The following is a 22,238-nucleotide window of genomic DNA, read 5'->3' on the forward strand; positions in this document are numbered from 1 at the left end:
CTGCGGAGGCTCCCGGCCGCTGTCTTGGGCGCAGAAAAGGTTGTGCAGCTTTCACCAATCCGTGCCTTTGCACGCCAGCGTCAGCCCGTATGCTCCCTAGCGATCTGGTTCAGTTTCGTGGGGGCCACAGTCGGAACTTGGGACTCAAAGCGTAGGCACGGTGTAGCATCCATGCTGGCACAGATGCCGGAAGGGGCATCGCAGGGCGGGTTCAGCAGAATCTTATTGCGATCAGCCGGACACCAGAAGCGGCGATTAATGTTCTCGTAGTAAACTTCTGCCACCAAGCTGAAGGATCCTGGAATGCAGCTTGCGCGCCAGCGGCGTTCCGGGTCCTGCCATAACGCGGCCGAAGGTCGGTTCTGGCGACCATGCCGGAGCAGGCCTGCGAGGGCGTCAATCGGCCGGTCGGAAGCTGGGAAAGCGGTCATCATTGTGAAAGCGACTGTCCTGCGAAGCTTCACTGCACCCCCTATCAAACGTTTGCCGGGAACAGCCGGCGCTGGTTCCTGTTGACCTGCTGCACAGGTAGGAGAACGATATGGACGACACACGGGTTTGGGCTTTCGAACGAGGCCTGTGGCAGGCGACCGACGAGCGGTATCACGAGCGGGTCGATCCCGAATGCATCATGGCCCTGAGTCATGAGCCATATCTGGCCAGCGGCGAGGACGCGATCTCCGCTGTCAGCGGCACCCCGGAATGGGATGAGGTCGAATTCTCGGACGACACGATCTCCCGCCCCCAGGAAGGTCTGATCGTGGTCGGTTATCGGGTCAGGGCCGCCAAGGGCGACAACATCTTTACAGCGGCCTGCACCTCCGTCTATCGCCGTCGCGCGCACGAGGACTGGACGGTGGTGCAGCACGCTCAGGTCGCCCTCGGGAACTGACCCGCTTTCCCGACAAGGATATGGAATGAACAAAGCAGCAGTTGTGACCGGCGGCAGCGCCGGGATCGGTCTTGCGATCGCGGACCGGCTGGCGCGTGCCGGTTGGGATGTTGCCATCCTGGCGCGCGGCAAGGAACGGTTGGAAGAGGCGCGTGTCCATCTGGCGAAACGAGGTGCCCGAGTGCTCGCCCTGCCGGTGGATGTGGCTGACGCGGAGGCCGTGAACGCCGCCGCCGACCGGATCGAGGCGGAGCTGGGGCCAATCGGCGCCTGGGTGAACAACGCTATGTCGACAGTCGTCTCCAAAGCCGACCAGATCACGCCCGAGGAATACCAGCGTGTGACGGCCACCACCTATCTGAGCCAAGTCTATGGAACCCTCGCCGCGTTGCGTCACATGAAGCCGCGACGGATGGGATCGATCGTGCAGATTTCCTCCGGCCTTGGCATTCGCCCGGCGCCGCTGCAGGCGGCGTATTGCGGTGCGAAGGCGGCGGTCACCGGGTTCACCGATGCGCTGCGGGCCGAACTGCTCGCGGACGAGGTTCCGGTCAAACTCAGCGTGGTCTACCTGCCAGCGGTGAACACTCCGCAGCCTGACTGGGCGCGCAATCACACGGGGCACCAGCAGATCCTGCCCGACCCGCTGTTCGATCCGCGTCTTTGCGCCGAGGCCACGTTATCCGCCATCCGGCACGGGCACCGTGATGTCTGGGTGGGGCGCACCACCATGCAGATGGCGCTGGTGCAGGCGATCAGTCCCTCCTTCGCGGACCGTCAGGTGGGCAGCTTCATCGACGCCCAGATGGGCGCCCCGGTCGGCAGCAAGGACGGCAACCTCTACGAACCTGGCGAAGGGCCGGCCCGGATCGATGGGATCTCCACCGACCGCATGTTGCGGACACGGCAGGAATTCATCACTTCGCGCCACGTCGGGCTGGTGAAAGCGGGTCTTGCGGCCAGCCTGCTGCTGGGCGGGGCGGCGGTTGGAGCCGTCGCCGCGCGCGCCCTTGCGCGCCGTTGAGCCTGATCTCGGCCCGCCTTGACGGGCCGGACCCCTTTCGCCACGACCGTAAACATGTGCGGCCAAGCTTCTGTTTTGGATTCGGGATTGCGGGACCAACAAGCTGGAATCCTTGAGTGTATGGACCTTGAAGGCCCGGGAATGTGTTGTGCGGAAGAAGGAGGACGACCATGACCCAGAAGCAGACACCCCGCGGACGTGCCCAGGATCGCCGGCTTGTTGCGGGCGGACAAGACCATGAGGTCCGATACGAGGCCCGCAAAGAAGGCGTCTCGAAGCAGGAGGTGAAGGACGCCATCAAGGATGTGGGCAACAGCCGCACCCGCGTCGAGGGCAGGTTGGAGAAGAAGGACTGATGATCCTTGGGGCTGCTTTCGCTCTACAGGAACTTATGTCGTCTTTGGACTGCCGTGTCGCCAACCATGTGCCATGGCCGCTGCTGGCTGTCCTACTGCGCCCGGTGCATCTGAACGCGATCCGGTGACACATCACCAATCCAAAGTGATCCACGCGGGGGCGTGATCAGAAGGCTTGTCCCATCCACGGACATGAGCGTCGACCCCCGTTGTTCGCAAGACCGGAGCAAGTGCCGGCGACAGCAGAAGGTGGTCGATCCTCAAGCCGTCGTTTCGGCCATAGGCATTCCGCATGTAGTCCCAGAATGTGAAGATTTTCTCTTCGGGATGGCGCGCCCGGATGGCATCGATCCACCCCGAGGCGCATAGGCGCTCGAACGCATGTCGTACGTCCGGGTGGAACAACGCATCCTCTCTCCACCGCTCGGGCTTGTAGACATCGAACTCCGTCGGAATGATATTGAAGTCTCCCACAAGAATGATCGGGATCTTCGCCTCCAGCAAGGCGGCCGCATGACGTTCCAGCCGGCCGAGCCAGGCAAGCTTGTCATCGAATTTCGATCCGGGTCGCGGATTGCCGTTCGGCAGATAGACGCAGCCGATCAGCATGCCTTCTACGGCCGCTTCGAGATAACGCGCCTGTCCGTCTTCCGCGTCGCCCGGCAGTTGATCGCGTGTCAGAACCGGATCGGCATCGCGCGCCAGGATCGCGACACCATTCCACGCGCGCTGCCCTTTCCAGACGGCACCATACCCTGCACGTTGCAGCGCTTCCGCCGGAAAGGTGTTCTGGGGGCACTTCAACTCCTGCAGGCATACGACGTCAGGGGCCGCCTCGGCGAGCCATTGCAGCAGAAGGGAAAGCCGGCCACGAACGCCGTTGATGTTGAACGTCGCGATCTTCATCCAAACCAACGGAGGACGCGGCCCGCCAGTTCCACCTCGCCCTCGGACGCGGTGCGTCAGGAGGCTTTGCTGCGCGGTGTCCATCAGCCCCTCCAGAAGTGCCCTGCTCAGCGGGTTCTCAGAGACGCCCGGCACCGGGCCCAGTGACCCACGATCACGTCGCACCTTTGTCGGCAGGTCGAGAGGATACGGCCGCAGTATGGTCCCCCGAGATCCTAAAGAACGCCAAACGGCGCGGCCGACGAGGTAGATCTGAAAGGACATGCCGCCCACAGGTTTGAGCCGGCAGCCGACGATCAACGGCACGCCAGTGGTGGCTCCCGGGCAACCCGCAGTGGCGGCTCTCGCCGCGAACAGAGGAGCTTAGGTTCCTCCTGAGTGGCGGCCCATCCGGCACCAGGATGAGCATAGCAGGCTGGTCTAGGACCTTGGTTTTGTCTTGAGGTCCAATCTGGACGCGGCACCTTCTAGTGGATCCGCAACGTGATGCCTGCGGGCCAGCAAAGGATTTTAATGAAACCAAGCTTTGTGTCGAACAAGTATAAACCTCCGCGGAAAAGTCAGTCATTCCAAAACGGACTTGCTCGTTCCGAACCGGATCTTGCCTCCTTTAAGTCATAGGGTGACCCTGTCGTGACAATCACCGGCGCGAGGGATCATGACACGCATCTTCAAGAACACGGGCGATGTCGGACTGACAATGGCCGACCTGATCCACATGCGCGAGGCGCGAGCTGAGGCGGTCTCGGCCGATGGCACGCTGATCGCGAGCATCGAGAACACTTCGGGCCTGCCACAAGTCTGGATGCGGGCCGCGGCAGGAGGAGCCGCCTGGAAGGTGACGGATTTGCCTGAGCGTGTGGTGCAGATGGCCTTCTCGCCTGTGGGTCGCGACCTTTTGGTCACGATCGATTGCGGCGGGGACGAGCGGTTCCAGTTCCACCTCCTCTCCGACGGGACGGGGCCAGCGCGCGCCCTGACCGCGGCTCCAGGGGTCGTCCATGTCTGGGGGGCCTGGTCACCCTGCGGCACGAGGATCGCCTATGCGTCCAACGCTCGCGATGCACGCATCATGGATATCCATGAGATGACGGTCGCAACGGGTGCAACCCGCTTTCTGCACAAGGGGCACGGCTTTCAAGAAGCGATCGCCTGGACGCCGGACGGCGCAGGACTGCTGCTGCGAGATTCTTTGCACGGAACGAATCAGCAGTCTCTCGCCCTGCTCGACATCGCGACGGGGCATGTTCGCAACCTTGCCCCTGAAACGGGGCGCACGCGCTATGTCGCGGCCCGTATGGCAAAAGACGGCAGCGGCATCCACCTGATTTGCGACCAGGGAAAGGAGTTTCACGCCCTGCAATGGCTGGATCTTGCCAAGAACCAGATCACGCCGCTGATCGTGGTGGAAGGTCGGGACATCGACCTCTGGGCGCCACATCCCGATGGTGCTCAGGCCTGGGTAGTGGTGAACGAGGAAGGGGCGTCACGCCTCGCCCTCATGCCGCTGGTGGGAGGTGATGGGGTGGATATCGCTCTGCCCCTTTATGGAGTTATCCAGTCTCTGAAGGTGCTGCCCGATGGGCAACTCCTGATGACGTTGGAGGGACCGAATGATCCCGCCGATCTGTGGCGCCACGACCCGACGGCCGGCACATGGACCAACTTGTCACAGGTGCCGAAGGCGGGGGTTCGTCTGGCCGATCGGCCGATGCCTGTCGTCGCACGGCTGCCGGGGGTCAATGGGGCGGCGGTTCCGCACCTCGTCTATGCGCCGACGGGCGAACGTCCTGCCGCCGGCTGGCCCGTGCTGTTCATCGTACATGGCGGGCCTGAGGCACAGTGGCGCCCGACCTTCCGCGCCGACATCCACCACTACACCTCGCACGGGATCATGGTGGTGGCGCCGAACGTGCGCGGTTCCACCGGCTATGGCCGCGCATGGCAGGAGGCCGACGATGTCGAGAAGCGCATGGACAGCGTCGGCGACCTGATCGCGCTGGCCCGCAGTTTTGCAGCGCGCGAGGATGTGGACGCCACAAGGATCGGCGTCATGGGGCAATCCTATGGCGGCTTCATGGTGCTGGCGGCCCTGACCGAAGCGCCGGACCTTTGGCGCACCGGCATCGACATCTATGGCGTGGCGAACTTCACCACGCTGATGGAAACGACGGGTCCGTGGCGCGCGGCACTGCGGGCCGCCGAATATGGCGATCCTGTGGCGGATGCGGCCTTTCTGGCCGACGTGTCGCCCGTGAAGCATCTGGACCGTGTCACCGCCCCACTGCTGGTCATCCACGCCACCGATGATCCGCGCGTGCCGATGGAGCAGGGCGAGCAGGTCTTCGCCCGCCTGCGTGGCCGTGGCCACGCGGTGGAGATGCTGAGGATCGAGCACGAGGGCCACGGCTTCGTCCGGCTTCGAAATCGCCTGACCGTCTTCGGACGCATCGCCGATTGGCTGGCCCGCACCCTCTGATTTCAAAGGAGAGCCCGATGAAACCGCTTCTGCCCGCCCTGCTGCTGGCCCTTCCCCTTCCGGCCTTGGCCGCGACGCCCGACACGGCGCTGGTCATGGCCTACAACATCGACGCGATCAGCACATTCGATCCCGCGCAGGTGGCCGAGGTGGTCACGGACGAGATCCTGACCAACACCTGCGATGCCCTTGTGGACTTCGATCCGGGCGATGAGGCGAACTTCATCCCGTCGCTTGCGGAACGTTGGGATGTGGCAGAGGATGGCCAGACGATCACCTTCCACCTGAAGGAGGGTCTGGTCTTTCCCGACGGAACGCCCGCCACCGCCCGTGACCTGATCTGGTCGATGCACCGCGTGCTGAGCCTTGGTTACGGCAATGCCGCGCAGCTGACCGATTTCGGCTTTACCGCGGAGAACATGGCCGAACGCATCACCGCGCCAGATGACCGGACGGTGATTCTATCGCTGGACCGCCCCTACCCTGTCAACCTCGTCATGGGCTCCATCGGGGCGAACAGGGTATCGTTCCTCCTGAACCGGGCCGAGATCGAGCCGAACGCCCAAGGCGAGGACATGGGCAACGCATGGCTGGGCGCGCGCACGGCTTGCGTCGGACCTTATACGCTGGCTCGCTGGAACTCGGGCGAGTCGGTAATGCTGGAGGCGTCGGAGCGTTATGCAGGCCCAGCCCCTGCCCTTCCGCGCATCCTGATCCGCCATGTGGCAGAGCCGGGAACACAGCGGCTGATGCTGCAGCACGGTGATGTCGACATCGCCCGCAACCTCAACCCTGACGACCTTGTGGCGGTGGCGGAGATGGACGGGCTGCGCGTGGATACTGCCCTGAAGCCCTCGATGTTCTACATGGCGATGAACCTGTCACAAAAGCCGTTCGACGACCCGAAGGTGCGTCTCGCGATGCGCTACCTGATCGACTATCAAGGCTTGGGTGATACGGTGATGAACGGCATAGGCGTGCCGCGAGCCAGCTTCGTCCAACTCGGTGCCTACGGAGCGCTGGATGAGGAGGCGGGCCAGCCCTTCAACCTCGACATCGAAAAGGCACGGGCGCTGCTGGCCGAGGCGGGATATCCAGAGGGCTTCACCGTATCGCTGATCCTCGGCTCCCATGCCTATGCGGATCCTATCGCGCAGACGATCCAGGAGGCGGCGGCCAAGGTCGGCGTGACGTTCCAGATCGAGCGCATGGCCAACTCCCAACTGTTCGCCAAGACCCGCGCGCGGGAGTTCCAGGCCGCCATGCTCGGCTTCAAGACGTCCGTGCCCGACGCACATGGCATGGCCTCACGCCACGTCGCGAACCCCGACAATGGGGCCGGCGCGGGGCTGGGCCAATATCCAAGCTGGCGGTCGGCGTATCATGACCCGGCGATGAACGCGCGGGTGGAAGATGCGCTGTTCGAACGCGACCCCGCCACCCGCACCGAGATGTATCACCAGCTTCAGCGCGACGTCATGCAGGACGGGCCGCAGGCCTATATCATGCAAACCATGGAATCCGCGGCCCTGTCCGACGCGGTGACCGAATGGACATGGAACGGCTTCCGCACCTATTACGATCTGGCCGCAAAATGAACGTGGGCAGCACAGGCTGGAACACCGCGGAAATCGATCACTTGGTGGACACGCTGGAAACGGATTGCCTGCTGATCCTTCAGGGCGGCCGCACCGTCTACTCCTATGGCGACGTCACGCACCGCTACCTCTGCCACTCTATGCGCAAGTCCTTTCTGGCCGCGCTGATGGGGCAGGATGTGGAGGCGGGGATCATCCGCCTTGACGCGACGCTGGAGGAGTTGGGCATCGACGACAACGAAGGTCTGTCGGCGGTGGAGCGGAAGGCGCTGGTCCATGATCTGCTGACCGCCCGCTCAGGGATCTATCATCCGGCGGGCTATGAGACCGAGTGGATGAAGTCGATCAAGGAAAAGCGCCATTCCCACGGGCCAGGCACATTCTGGTGCTACAACAACTGGGACTTCAACGCGCTTGGCACGATCTTCGTGCGGGCGACGGGGCAAAGCGTGGCGGAGGCCTTCGCGGCGCGCATCGCCCGGCCGCTCGGGTTCCAAGACTTCGATGCCGCCCGCGACGCCTGGACAGAAAGCTTCGTCGAAAGCCGCCACGACGCTTATCCCTTCCGGCTCTCCTCGCGCGATCTGGCGCGGTTCGGGCAGATGTTCCTGCAAGGCGGCATGTGGGAGGGGCGCCGTATCCTGCCCGACGGTTGGGCGGAGGAGAATGTCATGCCCTATTCGCATGCCGGCACCCGCGGGGCCTATGGCTACATGTGGTGGCTGGAACGCGACGGGGTCTTCGCTCCGGGCTGCGTGACGCCGCGCGGCAGCTATGCCGCCGTGGGCGCGGGTGGGCATTACTGCCTTGTGGTGCCGGAGCGTGACATGGTGATCGTCCACCGCGTGAACACCGACATCAAGGGACGGACGATCAGCAAGCACGGCTTCGGCCGCCTGCTGCGCGCCATCTTCGCGACCAGCGCGCAGCCTGCCCAGCAGGGGATCATTCCTGCCCAGTGATTGCCCAATGCCGGTCTGGCAATTCTTCATCGCCAGCCTTGTCATTGACCTGAGCGTGTCTCGGACCGCCTCCTGACAGGACCAATCCTGCGCCGGAGGCACGTCATGGAACTCAAGCTCCTTGAGGATTTTCTTTGTCTGAACGACACGCGCAACTTTTCCCGCGCGGCGGAAGCGCGCAACGTCACCCAGTCGGCACTGTCCAAGCGCATCCGCACGCTGGAACACTGGCTAGGTGCGACATTGGTCGACCGATCCTCTTATCCGATCGAACTGACACCGGAAGGCGCCGCCATGGTGCCACAAGCGCGAGAGCTGGTGGCCACGTTCCTGGGCATGCGCTCGGGCATCCGGGCCTTCGCCACGCCGGGGCGCAACTGCATCCGGCTGGCGGCGTTGCACACGCTGCGCGTGGCCTTCCTGCCCGAATGGCGTCAGAGGATCGAGGCGGCGACTGGCCCTCTCGTGATCGAAAACACGGGCTCCTTCGCCGCCTATGCCCAGACCCTTCGCCAATTCCGCAATGGAGAGACGGACCTTCTCCTGACATATGCCCATGCATCGGTCGCGAACGGTCTTTGTCCGGAAGAGTTCGAATCCTGCCTCCTTGGGCATGACCGGCTTTTACCTCTGTCCGCGCCGGGGACGGACGGGCGACCGCTGCACCAGCTCGACGCCGGGGGCGTCGTCAATTTCCTGAGCTATGGCACGTCTTCATTCTTCGCGCGTGCCTTGGCCCCACTGCTGAGTGAGCGGCCCATGGGGTTGAATGTCGCCGCCACCAACGCGATGAGCGTAGGACTTCAGTCGCTGGCCAAAGTCGGATGCGGCTTTGCCTGGATTCCCGAGACGCTGGCCCTCCCCGACCTGCGATCGGGTGAACTGGTGCTCGCAGGTGGTCCGGAATGGGTGCTGGAGCTGGAGGTAAGGCTTTTCCGTCACCGCCGCACCAAGCGTCCGGTGACGGAGCGGGTCTGGCACGCGGCGCAAGCCCTTCTGGCTGAGGAGCCCGCCAACGTCACCCCCTTGCGCCGCCGGAATTGAGCGTCAGGCGGGCAGCAACATCCGCGCCCCGATGATGTCGCCGATCAGGGACAGGTCGGGCAGATCGTCCAGTGCCAGCAGGCGCTCATACACATCCGCGCGGCCGGTGCAGTCCGTGAACTTCGCCCGGCGCTGGGCCTCCGTCAGCGGGTCGAGGATGGTGCCGCGGGCGTGGCTGCGCGATGCCTCGAAACAACGACCGTCCTTCAGCCGCAACGTCATGCGGTGCGCCGCCTTCAGCGCGGCCTTCTGCTCCTCTTCCGGCAGCAGGACCATCGCGATGCGCGGCAGAAGGGCGCGGATGTGCGGCGCCTGCGTCGCCTCGGGCGTGAAATCGGCCAGGTACAGCACATCCTGATGCAGCGCCCGTGCAAGACAATATTGCATCGAAAAGCGCGCCTCCATCTCGTCCTGCGGATCGGGGAAGGCAAGGTTGCGATAGTTCGCCAGCGCCACCGCGACCTCCACATGCTCCACATCGTCGGGGCCGAAGCCGTGCGTGTGCCGCAGGTCGTGGATCATGTCGATCGCGTTGTGGGTGGACCCGCAGCAGGGATGCAGTTTCGGCGACAGCCCTTCTATCCCGATGACATGCGGCCCCTCCTCGATGGTCCATGTCGCGTGAACACCCGCACCAAACAGCTCTCCGAACCCCTGCGGGCGTTCGAGGATGTCCGTCCGGCCCTGAAGGCCCGCCTTTGCGAACAGCGCCGCCTCGGTCGCGTTGCGCGCCGCGACGCCGGCGTGGAAGGGCTTGGCGGAGGTGCCGAACTGCCCTTTCGGCCCGCAAGCCGTGGAGGTGGCCAGCGACATCGCCTGCACCACATCCGCGCCCGCCAGCAGCGCCGCCCCGGCCGCGGACCCGATCGGCGCGACTGTGGAGGTTCCATGCCATCCGGCGGTGTAGTGATGCGGACGCACCCCCTGCCCCACCAGCGCCTGCGCCTCCAGTCCCGCAAGATAGGCATCGACCAGCTGCCGCCCCGTGGCCCCCACCGCCTGCCCAACCGCGATCAGCGCGGGCACCATGACGGCGGAAGCGTGACTCATCCCCGGCCCGAAGTTGTCGTCGAAATCGAGCGCATGGGCTGCGACACCATTGAGCAGCGCCGCGTCCGAAGGCGTGGCGTGGCCATGGGGGGTGGCGCAAGGGCCGCCAGCCGGTGGACGGGCGGTCAGGATGGCGCGCGTGGCCATGTCATCCTTCCCCGCAACAATGCAGGCGATGGTGTCGACAATCGCATCTACCGCCGCATGGCGGTCGGCGAGCGTGATCCGGCATCCGCCCGTCACGCGGGCGGCAATCTGTTCCAGAACGGTCATGGCGTCTCCTCAGACGGTGATGGCGGGGGCCGAGGCGGCGAGGAACTCGCGCGTGTAATCCTCGGCCACCTTGCCCGCGCGGACATCTGGCGCGGTGATCTCTTCCAAGATGCGTCCGTGCTGCATGATCGCTACGCGGTCGCACATGTGCGCGATGACGGCGATGTCGTGGCTGACCATCAGGTAGGTCAGCCCCAGCTCGCGCCGCAGGCGGGACAACAGGTTCAGGATCTCTGCCTGGACGCTCACGTCCAGGGCGCTGGTCGGTTCGTCCAGCAGCAGCATCTTCGGCTCCACGATCAGGGCGCGGGCGATGGCGATGCGCTGGCGTTGCCCGCCCGACAGCTCATGCGGATAGCGGAAGCGGAATTCCGGGCCGAGGCCGACATTCCGCAGCACCTCGTCGATGCGGCGCTGTTCGTCGCCAAGGCCCATCAGGCGCACGGGTTCCGCCAGCACCGCCTGCACCATCTTGCGCGGATGAAGCGAGCCGTAGGGGTCCTGAAACACCATCTGCATGGCGCGAAAATGCTCCTGCCGGCGGTGCTCGGGCAGTTCCCGCCCCTCGAACAGGATCGCGCCTTCATAATCGGTGTTCAGCCCCGCGACGGCGCGCAGGATGGTGGACTTGCCGCAGCCGGATTCGCCGATCAGGCCGTAGGACTCGCCGCGTTCGATGCGGAACTCCGCGCCCTGCACGGCCATCACGGCGCCGTCGTTGAAGCTGATGTTGAGGTTGACTGCCTCGAGAACCGTGTCCCTCATGCGAGCGCTCCCGTCCGCCATGTGTCGTCGCGCCGGATCACCGGCAGTTCGGCGCGCGGCTGGTCGAGCCGGGGAAGGCTTTCCAGCAGCGCGCGGGTGTAGGGGTGATTGGCCCGGCCCAGATCCTTCGCGGGCAGATCCTCCATCACGCGGCCGGCATACATCACCAGCACACGGTCACAGAAATCGGCCACGAGGTTCAGGTCGTGGCTGATGAAGATCAGGCTCGCCCCAGTGCGGTCCACCAGCTCGTCCAGCACGCTCAGCACCTGGCGGCGAACGGTCACGTCCAGGGCGGATGTGGGCTCGTCGGCGATGATCAGTTTCGGTTCGGGGATCAGCATCATCGCGATCATGATGCGCTGGCCCATGCCGCCCGACACTTCGTGCGGCAGGATGTCGTAGACGCGCTTCGGATCGCGGATGTGAACGCTTTCCAGCATCGCCAGCGCCCGCTCCTTCGCCTCGGCTTTCGTGACGCGGTGATGGGTGCGATAGGCCTCGGCGATCTGCTTGCCCACGGTCATCAGCGGGTTCAGGCTGAATTTCGGGTCCTGCAGGATCATCGCGATCTCGGAGCCGCGAATGGCGCGCATCTGCTTTTCGGACGCGGCCAGCAGATCGGTCGGCCCGAAGCGCAACGCGTCCGCCGTGATCTTGGCCGATGAGGGCGACAATTTCATGATCGCCCGCCCCGTCTGGCTTTTGCCCGATCCACTTTCGCCGACGATACCCAGCTTTTCGTGCCCCAGCGTGAAGCTGACGCCGCGCACGGCATGGGTGGTGCGGACGGAGCCATGGAAATGGATGTTCAGGTTCTCGACCGTCAGGACAGGATCAGTCATGGCGCGGGTCCAATACGTCACGCAGGCCGTCGCCCACGAGGTTGAAGGCGATCGAGGTCAGCAGGATCGCAATGCCGGGGGCTGCGGCGACATGCCCGTTCGACAGGATGAATTGGCGGGCCGAGGACAGCATCGCCCCCCATTCAGGGCTTGGCGGCTGCGCGCCGAGGCCGAGAAAGCCCAGACCCGCCGCCGACAGGATGATCGACGCCATGTTCAGCGTCACCCGCGCGATGACCGACGGCACGCACATCGGCGCGATGTGCCCCACCATGATCCGCCACGCGCTTGCCCCCTGAAGACGCACGGCGGCGATGTAGTCCGACCGGCGGACCATCATCGTCTCGGCCCGCGCCAGACGAGCGATGGGCGGCCATGTGGCCAGCGAGATGGCGATGATCGCGTTCTCGATGCTCGGCCCCAGGGCCGCGACGAAGGCCAGCGCCAGGATCAGCGACGGGAAAGCGAGGAAGATCTCGGTCACGCGCATCAGCACCACGTCGACCCAGCCGCCAAACCAGCCCGATAGCATTCCAACGATCAGCCCGATCGGGGCCGAGATCACCGCCGTCAGGCACGCGATGTAGAGGGTAATGCGGCCGCCATGCAGCAGGCGCGAATAGATGTCGCGCCCCAGTTCGTCCGTTCCCAGCCAGTTCGCGGCGGAGGGGCGGGCAAGCCGGTTCGTCAAGTCTTGGGCATAGATGTCGTGGGTGGACAGCCACGGCGCGAAGATCGCGGCGGCGAAGATGATCACCAGCAGGATCAAGCCCAGCATGGCTGAGCCATTGCGGCGCAGCTTCAGGAAGGTGATGCGCATCTGCTGCATCCGGGCCTCGGCCGGGGTGCGGGGTCCTGCGGTGGCGGGAATGGCGGTCATGGTCACCTCTCAGCGCGTGCGGGGATCGAGGATGCGATAGAGAAGATCGCAGATCAGGTTCAGCGCCACGAAGATCACGCCGATCAGCAGTGTGCAGCCGACGACAGAGTTCATGTCGCCCGACAGAAGCGCGTTCGTCATGTAACGGCCGAAGCCAGGCCAGGCGAAGACAGTCTCGGTCAGCACCGCGCCTTCCAGCAGGAACGCGTAGGACAGCGCGATCACGGTGATCACCTGCACGGCGATGTTGCGGAAGACGTGCAGCCAGACGATCCGCCACAGGCCCAAGCCCTTGGCACGGGCGGTGACGACGTATTCCTGCTCCAGCTGCTCGATCATGAAGGACCGGGTCATGCGGCTGATATAGGCCAAGGACGACAGTGCAAGGATCGAGGCCGGGAGGATGATGTGGCTGAAGACGTTGCCGAAGACCGCGAGGTTGCCCGAAAGCAGAGCGTCGAGCAGGAAGAAGCCTGTCACGGGCTGCAGGTCGAACTCGTAGATGAAGTCGATCCGCCCCGGCCCGCCGACCCAGCCCAGCGCGGCGTAAAACAGCACGAGACCCATCAGCCCCAGCCAGAAGTTCGGCGCAGAGTAGCCCACCAGCGACAGAATACGGGCAAGATGGTCGATCCAGCTGTTGCGGTAGACGGCGGCAACGACACCCAGCGGCACGCCGATGCCGGTGCCGAGGATCATGGCCACCGTCGCCAGTTCCAGCGTGGCGGGGAAAACGCGGGCGATCTCCTCGCCCACTGGGCGACCGGACAGAAGCGAGTTGCCGAAGTCGAGCCGGGCCAGATCCCAAAGGTAGTGGCCGAATTGCACGATCAGTGGTTGGTCGAGACCCATCTGCACGACCATGCGGTCGTAAGCCTCAGGCGTCGCGTTGTCGCCCAGCACCGCCAGCACGGGATCGAGCGGCAGAAGCCGTCCGATCATGAAGGTCAGCGCCGCCAGCCCCAGCAGGGTCACGAGGACGGAGCCCGCCCGCGACAGGACGGCCAGCGCCTTTGACGGCGCGCCGCCGCGCTTGCGCCGCCGCCGCGGGGTGGCGAGCGCGACCGTCATTTGGAAACCACCGAGTAGTAGGTGCGGAAGCCGTTCCACGTCCAGTCCTTCACCGTGTCGCGGATCGCGGCCACGTTGTAGGTCTGGAACATGATCGCCATCTCGCCCGTCTGCATCCAGTCCTGCTGCAGGGTGCGATACATCTCGCGGCGCTTTGCCTCGTCCGTTTCGGACACGGCGGCCTCAACCCGTTCGTTGTAGCCGACATCCTGGTAATGGGCGCGCCAGGCAGGATATTGCGTCAGCTTCGCCTCGTCCGAGTTGTCGGGGTTCATGACCAGACGCGAGGCGTTGCCATGTGCGTCGGGAATGCCAGTCTGCCACGCCATGATGATGCTGTCGAAGTCGCGGGCGCGGGCGCGGGCAAAGAGTTGCGCGTTGGCCATCTGCTCGATGTTCAGGGTGATGCCGATCTTGGCGGCGTTCTGCTGCAGGTGCTGGCCCAAGGGCGAGGACCACGGGAGCGAACCGATCAGGAGCGTCGTCTCGAACCCGTCGGGATAGCCGGCTTCGGTGATCAGCGCCTTGGCCTTTTCCAGATCGAGGGTGAAGGGCGTGCCCTCCTCCCCTTCCAGCGCGCCCCAGGCGCCGAACTGCGCGAAGCTGTTCCAGGGCTTGCCGAGATACTGCATCACCGTGTCGCCAAGGCCTTGGTAGTCGATGAGGTATTTCATCGCCAGCCGCACCTTTTCATTGTCGAAGGGCGGGCGGGACAGGTTCATGGTGTTAAAAATCAACTGCGGCTTCAGGGCAGACACGATCTCGATCCCGTCGGTCTGATTCAGTGCGGCCAGATCGTCGGGCGTCAGATCGCGCGCCACGTCCACGTCGCCTTGTTCGACCAGCAGACGCTGCGTGCCGGTTTCGGCCACGTGCCGGATCAGGATGCGCGGAATCTTCGGGGTCTCGCCGTAATACTCCTCGTTCGCCTGCAAGACCACGCCTTCGCCCTGGTTCCACTGCACAAGGCTGTAGGGACCGACGCAGGCCGTGTGCGCGTTGAGGTAGGCATTGCCGAGATCGCCATTCGTCTCGTTCGCGAGGATCGTTTCGCGGTCCAGAGTGGCCGAGATGCCGTCGGCGCCGATGGCCTGCAGCAGCAGGTTGGTCGGATAGGCCGTCTCGAAGGTCAGGACCACGGTGTGGTCGTCGGGCGCCGTGATGCGCGCGTCCATGTTCTCGGTCGTGAAGCCGTAATCCGTCAAGGCCGAGGCGTTGCCGAAACCGAGCGAGATCGCCCGCTTCAGCGACCAGACCGTGTCCTCCGCCGTGACGGGGTTGCCCGAGGGGAAAGTCGCCCCCTGATGCAGGTGGAAGGTCAGTGTCTTGCCATCCCCGGACACGTCCCAGCTTTCGGCGAAACCGGGGATGACGCGGCTTTCCTCTTCGGGCGCGAAGTTCACGAGCGGGTCGCAGATGTTGTCCATCAATTCGCTCGTCACGACCTCACCGATCTGCGCGGGATCGAAGGTGGAGATGGCGTCGATGTTCCACGCCATTACAAGGGCGTTGTCGGGGGTGGCGGCCAAGCTCGGCGCTGCGGCAAGGCAGGCCGCGCCGACCAGAAGGCGGGTGCGGAAGTTCATGGAGGTTTCCCTGTTGGTGGTGCGGCCGGTTGATCCGGCGCGCATTTATTCGGCGGCGACAGGACGGGGGACGAGCGGCGGGCGCACATCCTCGGGGATCGGGCAGATGTAGGGTTCGCGCGCCAGCCGTTCGGCATGGTCCTTTTTGGCGCGGGCCAGCAGCACCTCGTCAGTCATCAGCATGCGGCCCACAACGCCCATGACCTTCGCCGCATAGGTCATGCCCTTGTGCGCGGCGGGCGACTTGCCCTGCGCCGTGATCTGCCAGCTGTGCCCCGGTGTCCCGATCGCCACCGTGGACACCCGCGCCTGCACCAGCGGCACCTTCCACGACACGTCGGCCACGTCGGTGGAGCCCATCATCTTCGAGCCGGGTGCTGTGCGCGGGACGACATAGTCGCACAGGGGCTCGCCTTCACGCACCTCCATGCCGTTGCCGCGATAGGAAGCGGCGATGTCCTCGGGCGTCAACGTCTTCTGGATCTCGGCGGCATAGGCGCGGTCGGCGTCATCGAAAGGCACGCCGCCCAGTTCGTCCATCGCCGCCTGCATCGCCTCCTCCAGCGGGGTGTTGCCCAGCATGTTCGACACGGCCGACATGATGGAGATGTCGACCTTCGTCTCGGTCATCATCGCCGCGCCGTGCGCGACCTTCTTCACCCGCTCGTTCAGGGCCAGCATGCCCGCCAGGGTGGTGGAGCGGATGGCGTAGCGCACCTTCGTCCGGGCCTGCACCACATTCGGCGCGGTGCCGCCCGCATCCAGATAGGCGTAGTGGATGCGGCTTTCCTGCGGCACATGCTCGCGCAGGTAGTTCACGCCGACGGCCATCAGTTCCGCCGCGTCCAGCGCCGACCGGCCCAGATGCGGGGCGGCGGCCGCATGGCTGGCGCGGCCCGTGAAGACGAAGTCCATGCGGGTGTTGGCAAGGCTTTGCGCCTCATCCACCTTGGTCATCGTGGCGGGATGCCAGGTGATCGCGGCATCCACGTCGTCGAAGGCGCCATCGCGCACCATGAACGCCTTGGCCGCCCCACCCTCTTCCGCCGGACAGCCGTAGTAACGGACGCGGCCGGGGGTTCCCGTCTCGGCCAGCCAGTCCTTCAGCGCGCAAGCGGCCAGCAGCGCCGCCGAACCCAGCAGGTTGTGCCCGCAACCATGTCCGGCACCACCCGCCTCCGTCGCCTTCGGCTCGGCGATGCCTGCGACTTGGCTCAGGCCCGGCAGCGCGTCGTATTCCCCAAGGATCGCGATGACCGGTCCGCCCTCTCCCGCCTCGCCCATGACGGCGGTCGGGATGCCAGCCATTTCCTCGTGCACGGTGAACCCTTTGTCGCGCAGCACCGCGACATGCTCGGCACAGGAGCGGTATTCGCCATAGAGCAGTTCAGGCATGCCCCAAACTCGATCGCTCAGCGCGATGAGGTCGTCCCGGTGCGTGTCCACGTGATCCCAGATCGGGTCGCTGTTCTGCATCGTCATCCCCTGTATGTTTTCACGAGGGTCGGTCAACGACGTCGGGTGTGTCCAATGACAAGATGCGTTAAGATCAGTCCTGAACGGAATGGCGTGGCGCTCGAGGTCACGACGGTGTCGCCGAGTCTCGCGCGATCAAGACGTCTATCAACGCTCAGGTGGCCGTTCTGATGCCCCGCCTGCCCCGGTGCATGCCGCCACGGAGCCTGTCGTAAGACTGCCGGGCAGCGCGAATCATAGGCTGATTCAGCATGTAAGGCGCCTCGACGTTCATGACCCGCCAGACCAGCGCTCAGGACTTCATCATGTAGTCGGCCCAGCCCTCCGGATCGTTTATTACGTTCAGCTTGAGCTGGCGTGCACCTCCCAGGCAGCCGGTTGCCTCTCCGGCGGCCTCGCAAAACACTGGCGCACTCGCATCGGTTCCTCGGTTGAGAGGCCGCTGATGTCCAGGACACCATGACGATGAAGGTGGCCGTCACCTCCCGCCGCCGGCTCCCTCTTGAAAATGAGAGCGTAAGGCAGCTTGCCACAACCCGCCCTGTTCATGTGCTTGTTGAGAACCTTCATCAGCGCGCGCCGGGGATCAGGGTGCTCCAGGAGAGTCGCCTCGCGGCCAATCCCCAAGTTCAGACTTTGAGCTTGCCCGCCTACCTCAAAGGCATGCTGCACGGAGGCGGTGAACTTTTCAGTTGAGGACAACTGGCGCCACGACTTGTTAATGGCGAACATTGAGATGCGGGCGACGTCTAGGCGCGGCTTCCGTGTTCGCCAAGGTCATGAAACGCGGTCGGCGCCCAAAAAAACTATCCAGCAAGGCATGATCGCGAAGGAAATGTCCCTGCGCGGGCTTTCGCGGAACTTCGGGCTGAAGGTTGGCGCCACCTCCCGGGGCAGGTATGAACAGCGCATCCGCGAAGTGGCAAACGGCAATCCTATGCTGGAAGCTGCGACCGGGCCGATGCTTCGGGCACGGGAATCCCTGCGACTGGAGCTGGCGGGATTGGAGCGCCGTGTTCGCCAACTGGCTCAAGATGATCCGGTCTGTCGGCGACTGATGTCGATGCCCGGAGTCGGCGCTGTTGTTGCGCTGACCTACCGATCAGCCGTCAATGATCCGGCACGGTTCACTTCATCCAAGAAGGTAGGCCCATGGGTTGGCATGACGCCATCACGAAACCAATCCGGTGAACGCGATGTCTCGGGCGGCATCACAAAGGCAGGTGACGTCAGCCTGTGCCGCGCGCTGTGTCAGGCGGCAACCGTGATGATACATCGCGGTCGTTCGGACCTGGATAAGAACATGGGCAGTGCAGGTTGCCCGCCGTCGCGGTGCGAAACGCGCCATGGTTGCCCTGGCACGGCGCATCAGCGTGATCCTGCACAGGATGTGGGTCGATGATACCGACTTCCGCTCAGACGTCGCCATGCCTCATGCGGCCTGAACTGAGATCCCAACCGTTGCCTGCCTGACCGCAGGCCTTCGAGGCCCCCAGGGACGCGGTCCTGATGATGCCGTGGTCAGGACTGCTGCCGATCAACGTCGAGCACGCCAATGAGATAGGCCCATCGGAATTGCATTAGAACCAGCATCATGTTGGCAGCCAACGCGCTGATCACGAACCGAAGCATGCACCCGGGATGATCTCAGACGAAGGCGGCGGCGCCAGCAGAGACACGTAGATCGACCAAGCATGAAAACCGCTACCTAGCGGCTGGCGGCGCATGCGCAAAACCGCTTGACTGAGACGGCCCCGTTACCGAAGTCCTGAGCCTAAGGTCGGCGCCGAGTGCGGTTCGCAACTCGGTCTTGCCGAGGATCGGAAGCAGGTTGACCGGCACCACGAGGCGAGCAAAATACCGACCATCGCGATTGAGAAGATGCCTGTGCTTGCCCACCATCGTCAGCCCGTTTGTAGCAAGGTTTGTAACCTTCAAATGGAAAAAACCCTCTTGTCACAAAGGGCTTCTTCAACATCAACGACTTAGGATGGGAAAGGTGAGAGGCTGGACAGCGACCCAGACGGGGATCGTTACGGCTGCTTCCTTCCGGACCTGACCGGGTTGGCGAGGCGCCTGCCCGCGCCAACCTCTCGGCGCCCGATATAGAAGCAATGCGCGGGGCGCGCAAGTCAAAGGCTCAGCCGCAGGTTCAGAAAGCCGGCCTTGTCCTCGACCAGCGGGGTCAGGGCCAGGTGCGGCACCTCGTCCAGATGGGCGGCGGCGTGGGGTGACGTCGGAAAGGTGACCGAGGTGTCGGCCATGGGCGCAAAGGTCCAGAAGGGCACGGCTTCCGGAACGGGGGCCAGGGCAAGATGATCGGCCAGCACGTCGCGCATCCGCCGCGCCCCCGAATGGATCGGGGGATGCGAGGCGAACCCCCCGGCCCCCCCGGCGCGGTAGCTGCTGGTGGCGATGATGAACTCCGCCTCCGGATCAAGGGGCTGGCCCTGCCATGTCAGGTCGCGGATGCGTCCGTCGGGCAGCCGCTGCCCGTCCGGGCCGAACATCGCGGGGCGCTCCAGATCCACCACAAAGGTCACGCCATGGATCACGTCGAAATTGTAGGACGGCACCTCGGGGTCCAGCAGCGGCTGGTCGGGCATGCCGGGGCGGATGCGGCGGAAGACGCGCGCCGCCCGCTCCAGCCACAGATGCACCTCATGGCCCGTCAGGCGCAAGGCGGCCACCGTGTTGGGATAGCTGTAGATGTCGCTGGCGTGCCGCAGGGTCAGGGGGCCGGCGGGGATGTCGGTGTAGTGGCGGGGACCGCCGCGCCCGCCGCATTTGAACGGCTGACCGCTGCCCAGAACCGGCGGCGCGCCCTCGCCCAGCTGTTCGCGGACATAGGCGGCCGAAGCCTCCGCGATCAGGGACGCGGCGCGGGACGGCGCCACCATGGCAAAGAAGCTGTTCAACGGCTGGTCGGTATGCCCAAGGGGGCGGTCCATCTCGGCCAGCGTGGCCCGATGCGCCGGGGCGATCAGGTCCACCAGCGCGGGTGAGGCCGGCACGTCCGTCACCGGAACGGCATGGCTTTCCGCTTCAAGGATCTTCCAGTCGCCCACCCGCATCTGAAGATCGATCACGCCCAGATGCGACCCGCGCGATCCCGGCATGACCGCGGGCTTTCCCTGCAACGTGCCCCGCACGGCGTCCACCCCCGGCATCCCGTCGAACCGGGCGGAAGGGAAGACCAGATGGCTGTGTCCCGCCACCACCACATCAATCCCCTCAAGGCCCGCCAGCGCGGTAGAGGCGTCCTCGCTGTCTTCAGGTGCGGTCGGAAGGCCGATGCCGGCGTGGCAAAGGGCGACGACCAGATCGCAGCGGGCGCGCAACGCCCCCACCTGCGCGCGGGCGGCCGCCAGGATCGGCTCCACCACCACGCGCCCTTCCAGATGGGCCTTGTCCCAGACCAGAACCTGCACCGGAAGAAAGCCGATCACGCCCACGCGCAGATCATGCAGCCCGCCTGCCCCGTCCGCGACCTGCCGCGCCAGAACGACCGAGCGGGGAATGATCTCCTCCCCCTCCATGTCCGAGATGTTGGCCGACACGACCGGAAAGCGGGCCGGGCCCAGCGCCTCCAGCAGCGCGGACAGCCCGAAGTTGAATTCGTGATTGCCCAGCGTGACCGCGTCATAGTGCAGGTGGTTCATGGCGGCGATGACCGGATGCTCCGCCCCCTCCGCAACGCGCCGGTCGCTGAGGGGGCTGCCCTGCAGAAAGTCCCCGTTGTCGAACAGAAGGGTGTTGGACGCGGTCCGCGCCTCCTCGATCAGGCGGGCGGTCCGGGCCAGGCCCGCTTGCGGAACCGGCCGCGCCGCATGGTAGTCCCACGGCTCCAGCCAGCCGTGCACGTCGCTGGTGGCCAGAAGGCGCAGATGGACCCGATCCGGCCGGGCCATGGGCAAAGGCGGAAGGCTGGCCCTGCCCTTCGCGCGGTCATCGCCGATCCTGCCGTTCCGTTCGCCCTGCATTCCGCCTCACCCGCATCTCACGCGGCTGTGACTTTTGCCGAGATGTTGAGCAAAAGATACCCCAAGCCACGCTTTTAACCTGAAAAAACCGATATTCCACTTGGGGTTGTGACATTTGACTTGGCGGTCGTTCCTGCGATGCTGAAGGCGGGATCCACAAGGGGAACGGCGATGAACAAGGCTCTGGCATTCGGGACCACAGGAATGGATCGCGCGGCGCATCTTCGGGCCGCCCCGCCTGCGCCCCGCCGCGTCCTGATCCTGTGCGGCGGACAGGTGTCTGCCGGGGACGAAGGGCTGATCTGGCACGCGCCGGACAAGCTTCCTCCCGGGGACGACATATTCCTGGGGCTGGACGCCGATGGCCCCCGTCACGCACGCGACGTGCCCGAATGGCCGGTCGAGGGGTTGCGCGGCCTGCGCGACATGATGACGCAACTGGACCCGGCCGAGGCAGAACGCGCCGCGACGGCACGCGCCCTGATCCACTGGCACCGCAGCCACCGGTTCTGTTCGGCCTGCGGCGAACCTTCCGCCCTATCGCAAGGCGGGTGGCAGCGCCTTTGCCCCGCCTGCGGCACATCCCACTTCCCGCGCACGGATCCGGTTGTCATCATGCTGATCCTGCACGGGGAACGCCTGCTTCTCGGCCGCTCTCCGGGATGGGCGCCGGGGATGCATTCCTGCCTTGCAGGTTTCATGGAACCGGGAGAAACGCCCGAAACCGCCGTGCGGCGCGAAGCGATGGAAGAAACGGGCGTGCGCGTCGGGCCGGTGCGCTACCTGACCAGCCAGCCTTGGCCCTTCCCCGCCTCGCTGATGCTGGGCTGCGTGGCACAAGCCGAAAGCACCGACATCACCCTTGATCCGGAGGAGCTTGAGGCGGCGCGCTGGGCCGACAAGCACGAGGTGATGGAGGCCATCATCGGACGTCACCTCGATCTGGTCCTGCCCCAGCCGGGCACTATCGCCCGCCACCTGATCACGCGCTGGCTTGCGGACGATCTGGATTGACCCCACACTCCGCCCCGGCGACACCGGGGGAGGC

Annotated in this window: 18 protein-coding genes, 1 other RNA gene and 1 pseudogene; 10 read left to right on the forward strand and 10 right to left on the reverse strand. The window is 65.0% G+C overall.

Annotated features, from left to right (window positions below; genetic code table 11):
* Window positions 1-541: 541 nt before the first annotated feature.
* From ACSHZY_RS00830 to ACSHZY_RS00840, 3 genes are all read left to right on the forward strand, one after another.
* Complete coding sequence (locus ACSHZY_RS00830) at window positions 542-892, forward strand: hypothetical protein (RefSeq protein WP_435164158.1); 351 nt, start codon at window positions 542-544, stop codon at window positions 890-892.
* A gap of 25 nt (window positions 893-917) precedes the next feature.
* On the forward strand, window positions 918-1,916 hold the full coding sequence (locus ACSHZY_RS00835) for an SDR family oxidoreductase (RefSeq protein WP_435164161.1): 999 nt from the start codon (window positions 918-920) through the stop codon (window positions 1,914-1,916).
* Window positions 1,917-2,086: 170 nt separating this feature from the next.
* On the forward strand, window positions 2,087-2,272 hold the full coding sequence (locus tag ACSHZY_RS00840) for a DUF3606 domain-containing protein (protein ID WP_435164164.1): 186 nt from the start codon (window positions 2,087-2,089) through the stop codon (window positions 2,270-2,272).
* A gap of 132 nt (window positions 2,273-2,404) precedes the next feature.
* On the opposite strand, the gene xth is transcribed toward ACSHZY_RS00840, so the two are convergent.
* Window positions 2,405-3,178 (reverse strand): exodeoxyribonuclease III, encoded by a 774-nt coding sequence (xth, locus tag ACSHZY_RS00845; RefSeq protein WP_435164167.1) that lies wholly within the window; start codon window positions 3,176-3,178, stop codon window positions 2,405-2,407.
* Between the two features lie 658 nt (window positions 3,179-3,836).
* On the opposite strand from xth, the gene ACSHZY_RS00850 reads away from it, so the two are divergent.
* The 4 genes from ACSHZY_RS00850 to ACSHZY_RS00865 all read left to right on the forward strand — a co-directional run bounded on the left by ACSHZY_RS00850 (window position 3,837) and on the right by ACSHZY_RS00865 (window position 9,261).
* On the forward strand, window positions 3,837-5,657 hold the full coding sequence (locus tag ACSHZY_RS00850; protein ID WP_435164170.1) for a prolyl oligopeptidase family serine peptidase: 1,821 nt from the start codon (window positions 3,837-3,839) through the stop codon (window positions 5,655-5,657).
* A gap of 17 nt (window positions 5,658-5,674) precedes the next feature.
* Window positions 5,675-7,255, forward strand: a complete 1,581-nt coding sequence (locus ACSHZY_RS00855; protein WP_435164173.1) for an ABC transporter substrate-binding protein — start codon at window positions 5,675-5,677, stop codon at window positions 7,253-7,255.
* Window positions 7,252-8,217, forward strand: coding sequence for a serine hydrolase domain-containing protein (locus ACSHZY_RS00860; RefSeq protein ID WP_435164176.1), 966 nt, complete (start codon window positions 7,252-7,254; stop codon window positions 8,215-8,217). The genes ACSHZY_RS00855 and ACSHZY_RS00860 overlap by 4 nt, the downstream gene beginning before the upstream one ends.
* Before the next feature lie 105 nt (window positions 8,218-8,322).
* Window positions 8,323-9,261: a LysR family transcriptional regulator gene (locus ACSHZY_RS00865; protein WP_435164179.1), complete on the forward strand. Its 939-nt coding sequence runs from the start codon at window positions 8,323-8,325 to the stop codon at window positions 9,259-9,261.
* A gap of 3 nt (window positions 9,262-9,264) precedes the next feature.
* Here the strand turns inward: ACSHZY_RS00865 and ACSHZY_RS00870 are convergent, their stop codons facing one another.
* From ACSHZY_RS00870 to ACSHZY_RS00900, 7 genes are read right to left on the reverse strand one after another with little or no spacing between them, the layout of a single operon-like run.
* Complete coding sequence (locus ACSHZY_RS00870; protein WP_435164182.1) at window positions 9,265-10,584, reverse strand: MmgE/PrpD family protein; 1,320 nt, start codon at window positions 10,582-10,584, stop codon at window positions 9,265-9,267.
* A 9-nt stretch (window positions 10,585-10,593) separates the two neighbouring features.
* Entirely contained in the window at window positions 10,594-11,349 is a 756-nt protein-coding gene (locus tag ACSHZY_RS00875; RefSeq protein ID WP_435164185.1) for an ABC transporter ATP-binding protein, read from the reverse strand.
* Window positions 11,346-12,194: an ABC transporter ATP-binding protein gene (locus ACSHZY_RS00880; RefSeq protein WP_435164188.1), complete on the reverse strand. Its 849-nt coding sequence runs from the start codon at window positions 12,192-12,194 to the stop codon at window positions 11,346-11,348. The genes ACSHZY_RS00875 and ACSHZY_RS00880 overlap by 4 nt, the downstream gene beginning before the upstream one ends.
* Window positions 12,187-13,080 carry an ABC transporter permease gene (locus ACSHZY_RS00885; RefSeq protein WP_435164191.1) on the reverse strand — a complete coding sequence of 298 codons (894 nt, stop codon included), beginning with the start codon at window positions 13,078-13,080 and terminating at the stop codon, window positions 12,187-12,189. The genes ACSHZY_RS00880 and ACSHZY_RS00885 overlap by 8 nt, the downstream gene beginning before the upstream one ends.
* Window positions 13,081-13,083: 3 nt before the next feature.
* Entirely contained in the window at window positions 13,084-14,145 is a 1,062-nt protein-coding gene (locus tag ACSHZY_RS00890) for an ABC transporter permease (RefSeq protein ID WP_435164194.1), read from the reverse strand.
* Window positions 14,142-15,731 (reverse strand): ABC transporter substrate-binding protein, encoded by a 1,590-nt coding sequence (locus ACSHZY_RS00895; protein ID WP_435164197.1) that lies wholly within the window; start codon window positions 15,729-15,731, stop codon window positions 14,142-14,144. Before ACSHZY_RS00895 ends, ACSHZY_RS00890 begins: the two co-directional genes overlap by 4 nt.
* 45 nt (window positions 15,732-15,776) lie before the next feature.
* A complete protein-coding gene (locus tag ACSHZY_RS00900; protein WP_435164200.1) occupies window positions 15,777-17,207 on the reverse strand; it encodes an amidohydrolase in 1,431 nt (476 codons plus the stop codon).
* Between the two features lie 459 nt (window positions 17,208-17,666).
* Between ACSHZY_RS00900 and ACSHZY_RS00905 the strand changes: the two genes are divergently transcribed.
* Together ACSHZY_RS00905 and ACSHZY_RS00910 are read left to right on the forward strand one after the other, a co-directional pair.
* Window positions 17,667-17,903, forward strand: coding sequence for a hypothetical protein (locus tag ACSHZY_RS00905; protein WP_435164203.1), 237 nt, complete (start codon window positions 17,667-17,669; stop codon window positions 17,901-17,903).
* A 103-nt stretch (window positions 17,904-18,006) separates the two neighbouring features.
* A pseudogene (locus ACSHZY_RS00910) lies at window positions 18,007-18,652 on the forward strand (transposase); the annotation flags it as partial.
* A 553-nt stretch (window positions 18,653-19,205) separates the two neighbouring features.
* Here the strand turns inward: ACSHZY_RS00910 and ffs are convergent.
* Both ffs and ACSHZY_RS00920 read right to left on the reverse strand, forming a co-directional pair.
* Window positions 19,206-19,302, reverse strand: an RNA gene (gene ffs / locus ACSHZY_RS00915) — signal recognition particle sRNA small type.
* A 37-nt stretch (window positions 19,303-19,339) separates the two neighbouring features.
* A complete protein-coding gene (locus tag ACSHZY_RS00920) occupies window positions 19,340-21,118 on the reverse strand; it encodes a bifunctional 2',3'-cyclic-nucleotide 2'-phosphodiesterase/3'-nucleotidase (protein WP_435164206.1) in 1,779 nt (592 codons plus the stop codon).
* A 243-nt stretch (window positions 21,119-21,361) separates the two neighbouring features.
* Here ACSHZY_RS00920 and nudC point away from each other — a divergent pair, with 243 nt between their 5' ends.
* Window positions 21,362-22,204, forward strand: coding sequence for an NAD(+) diphosphatase (gene nudC, locus ACSHZY_RS00925; RefSeq protein WP_435164209.1), 843 nt, complete (start codon window positions 21,362-21,364; stop codon window positions 22,202-22,204).
* Window positions 22,205-22,238: the final 34 nt, after the last annotated feature.

The sequence above is a fragment of the Falsirhodobacter sp. 1013 genome (assembly GCF_051195255.1).
GTDB lineage: Bacteria > Pseudomonadota > Alphaproteobacteria > Rhodobacterales > Rhodobacteraceae > Falsirhodobacter.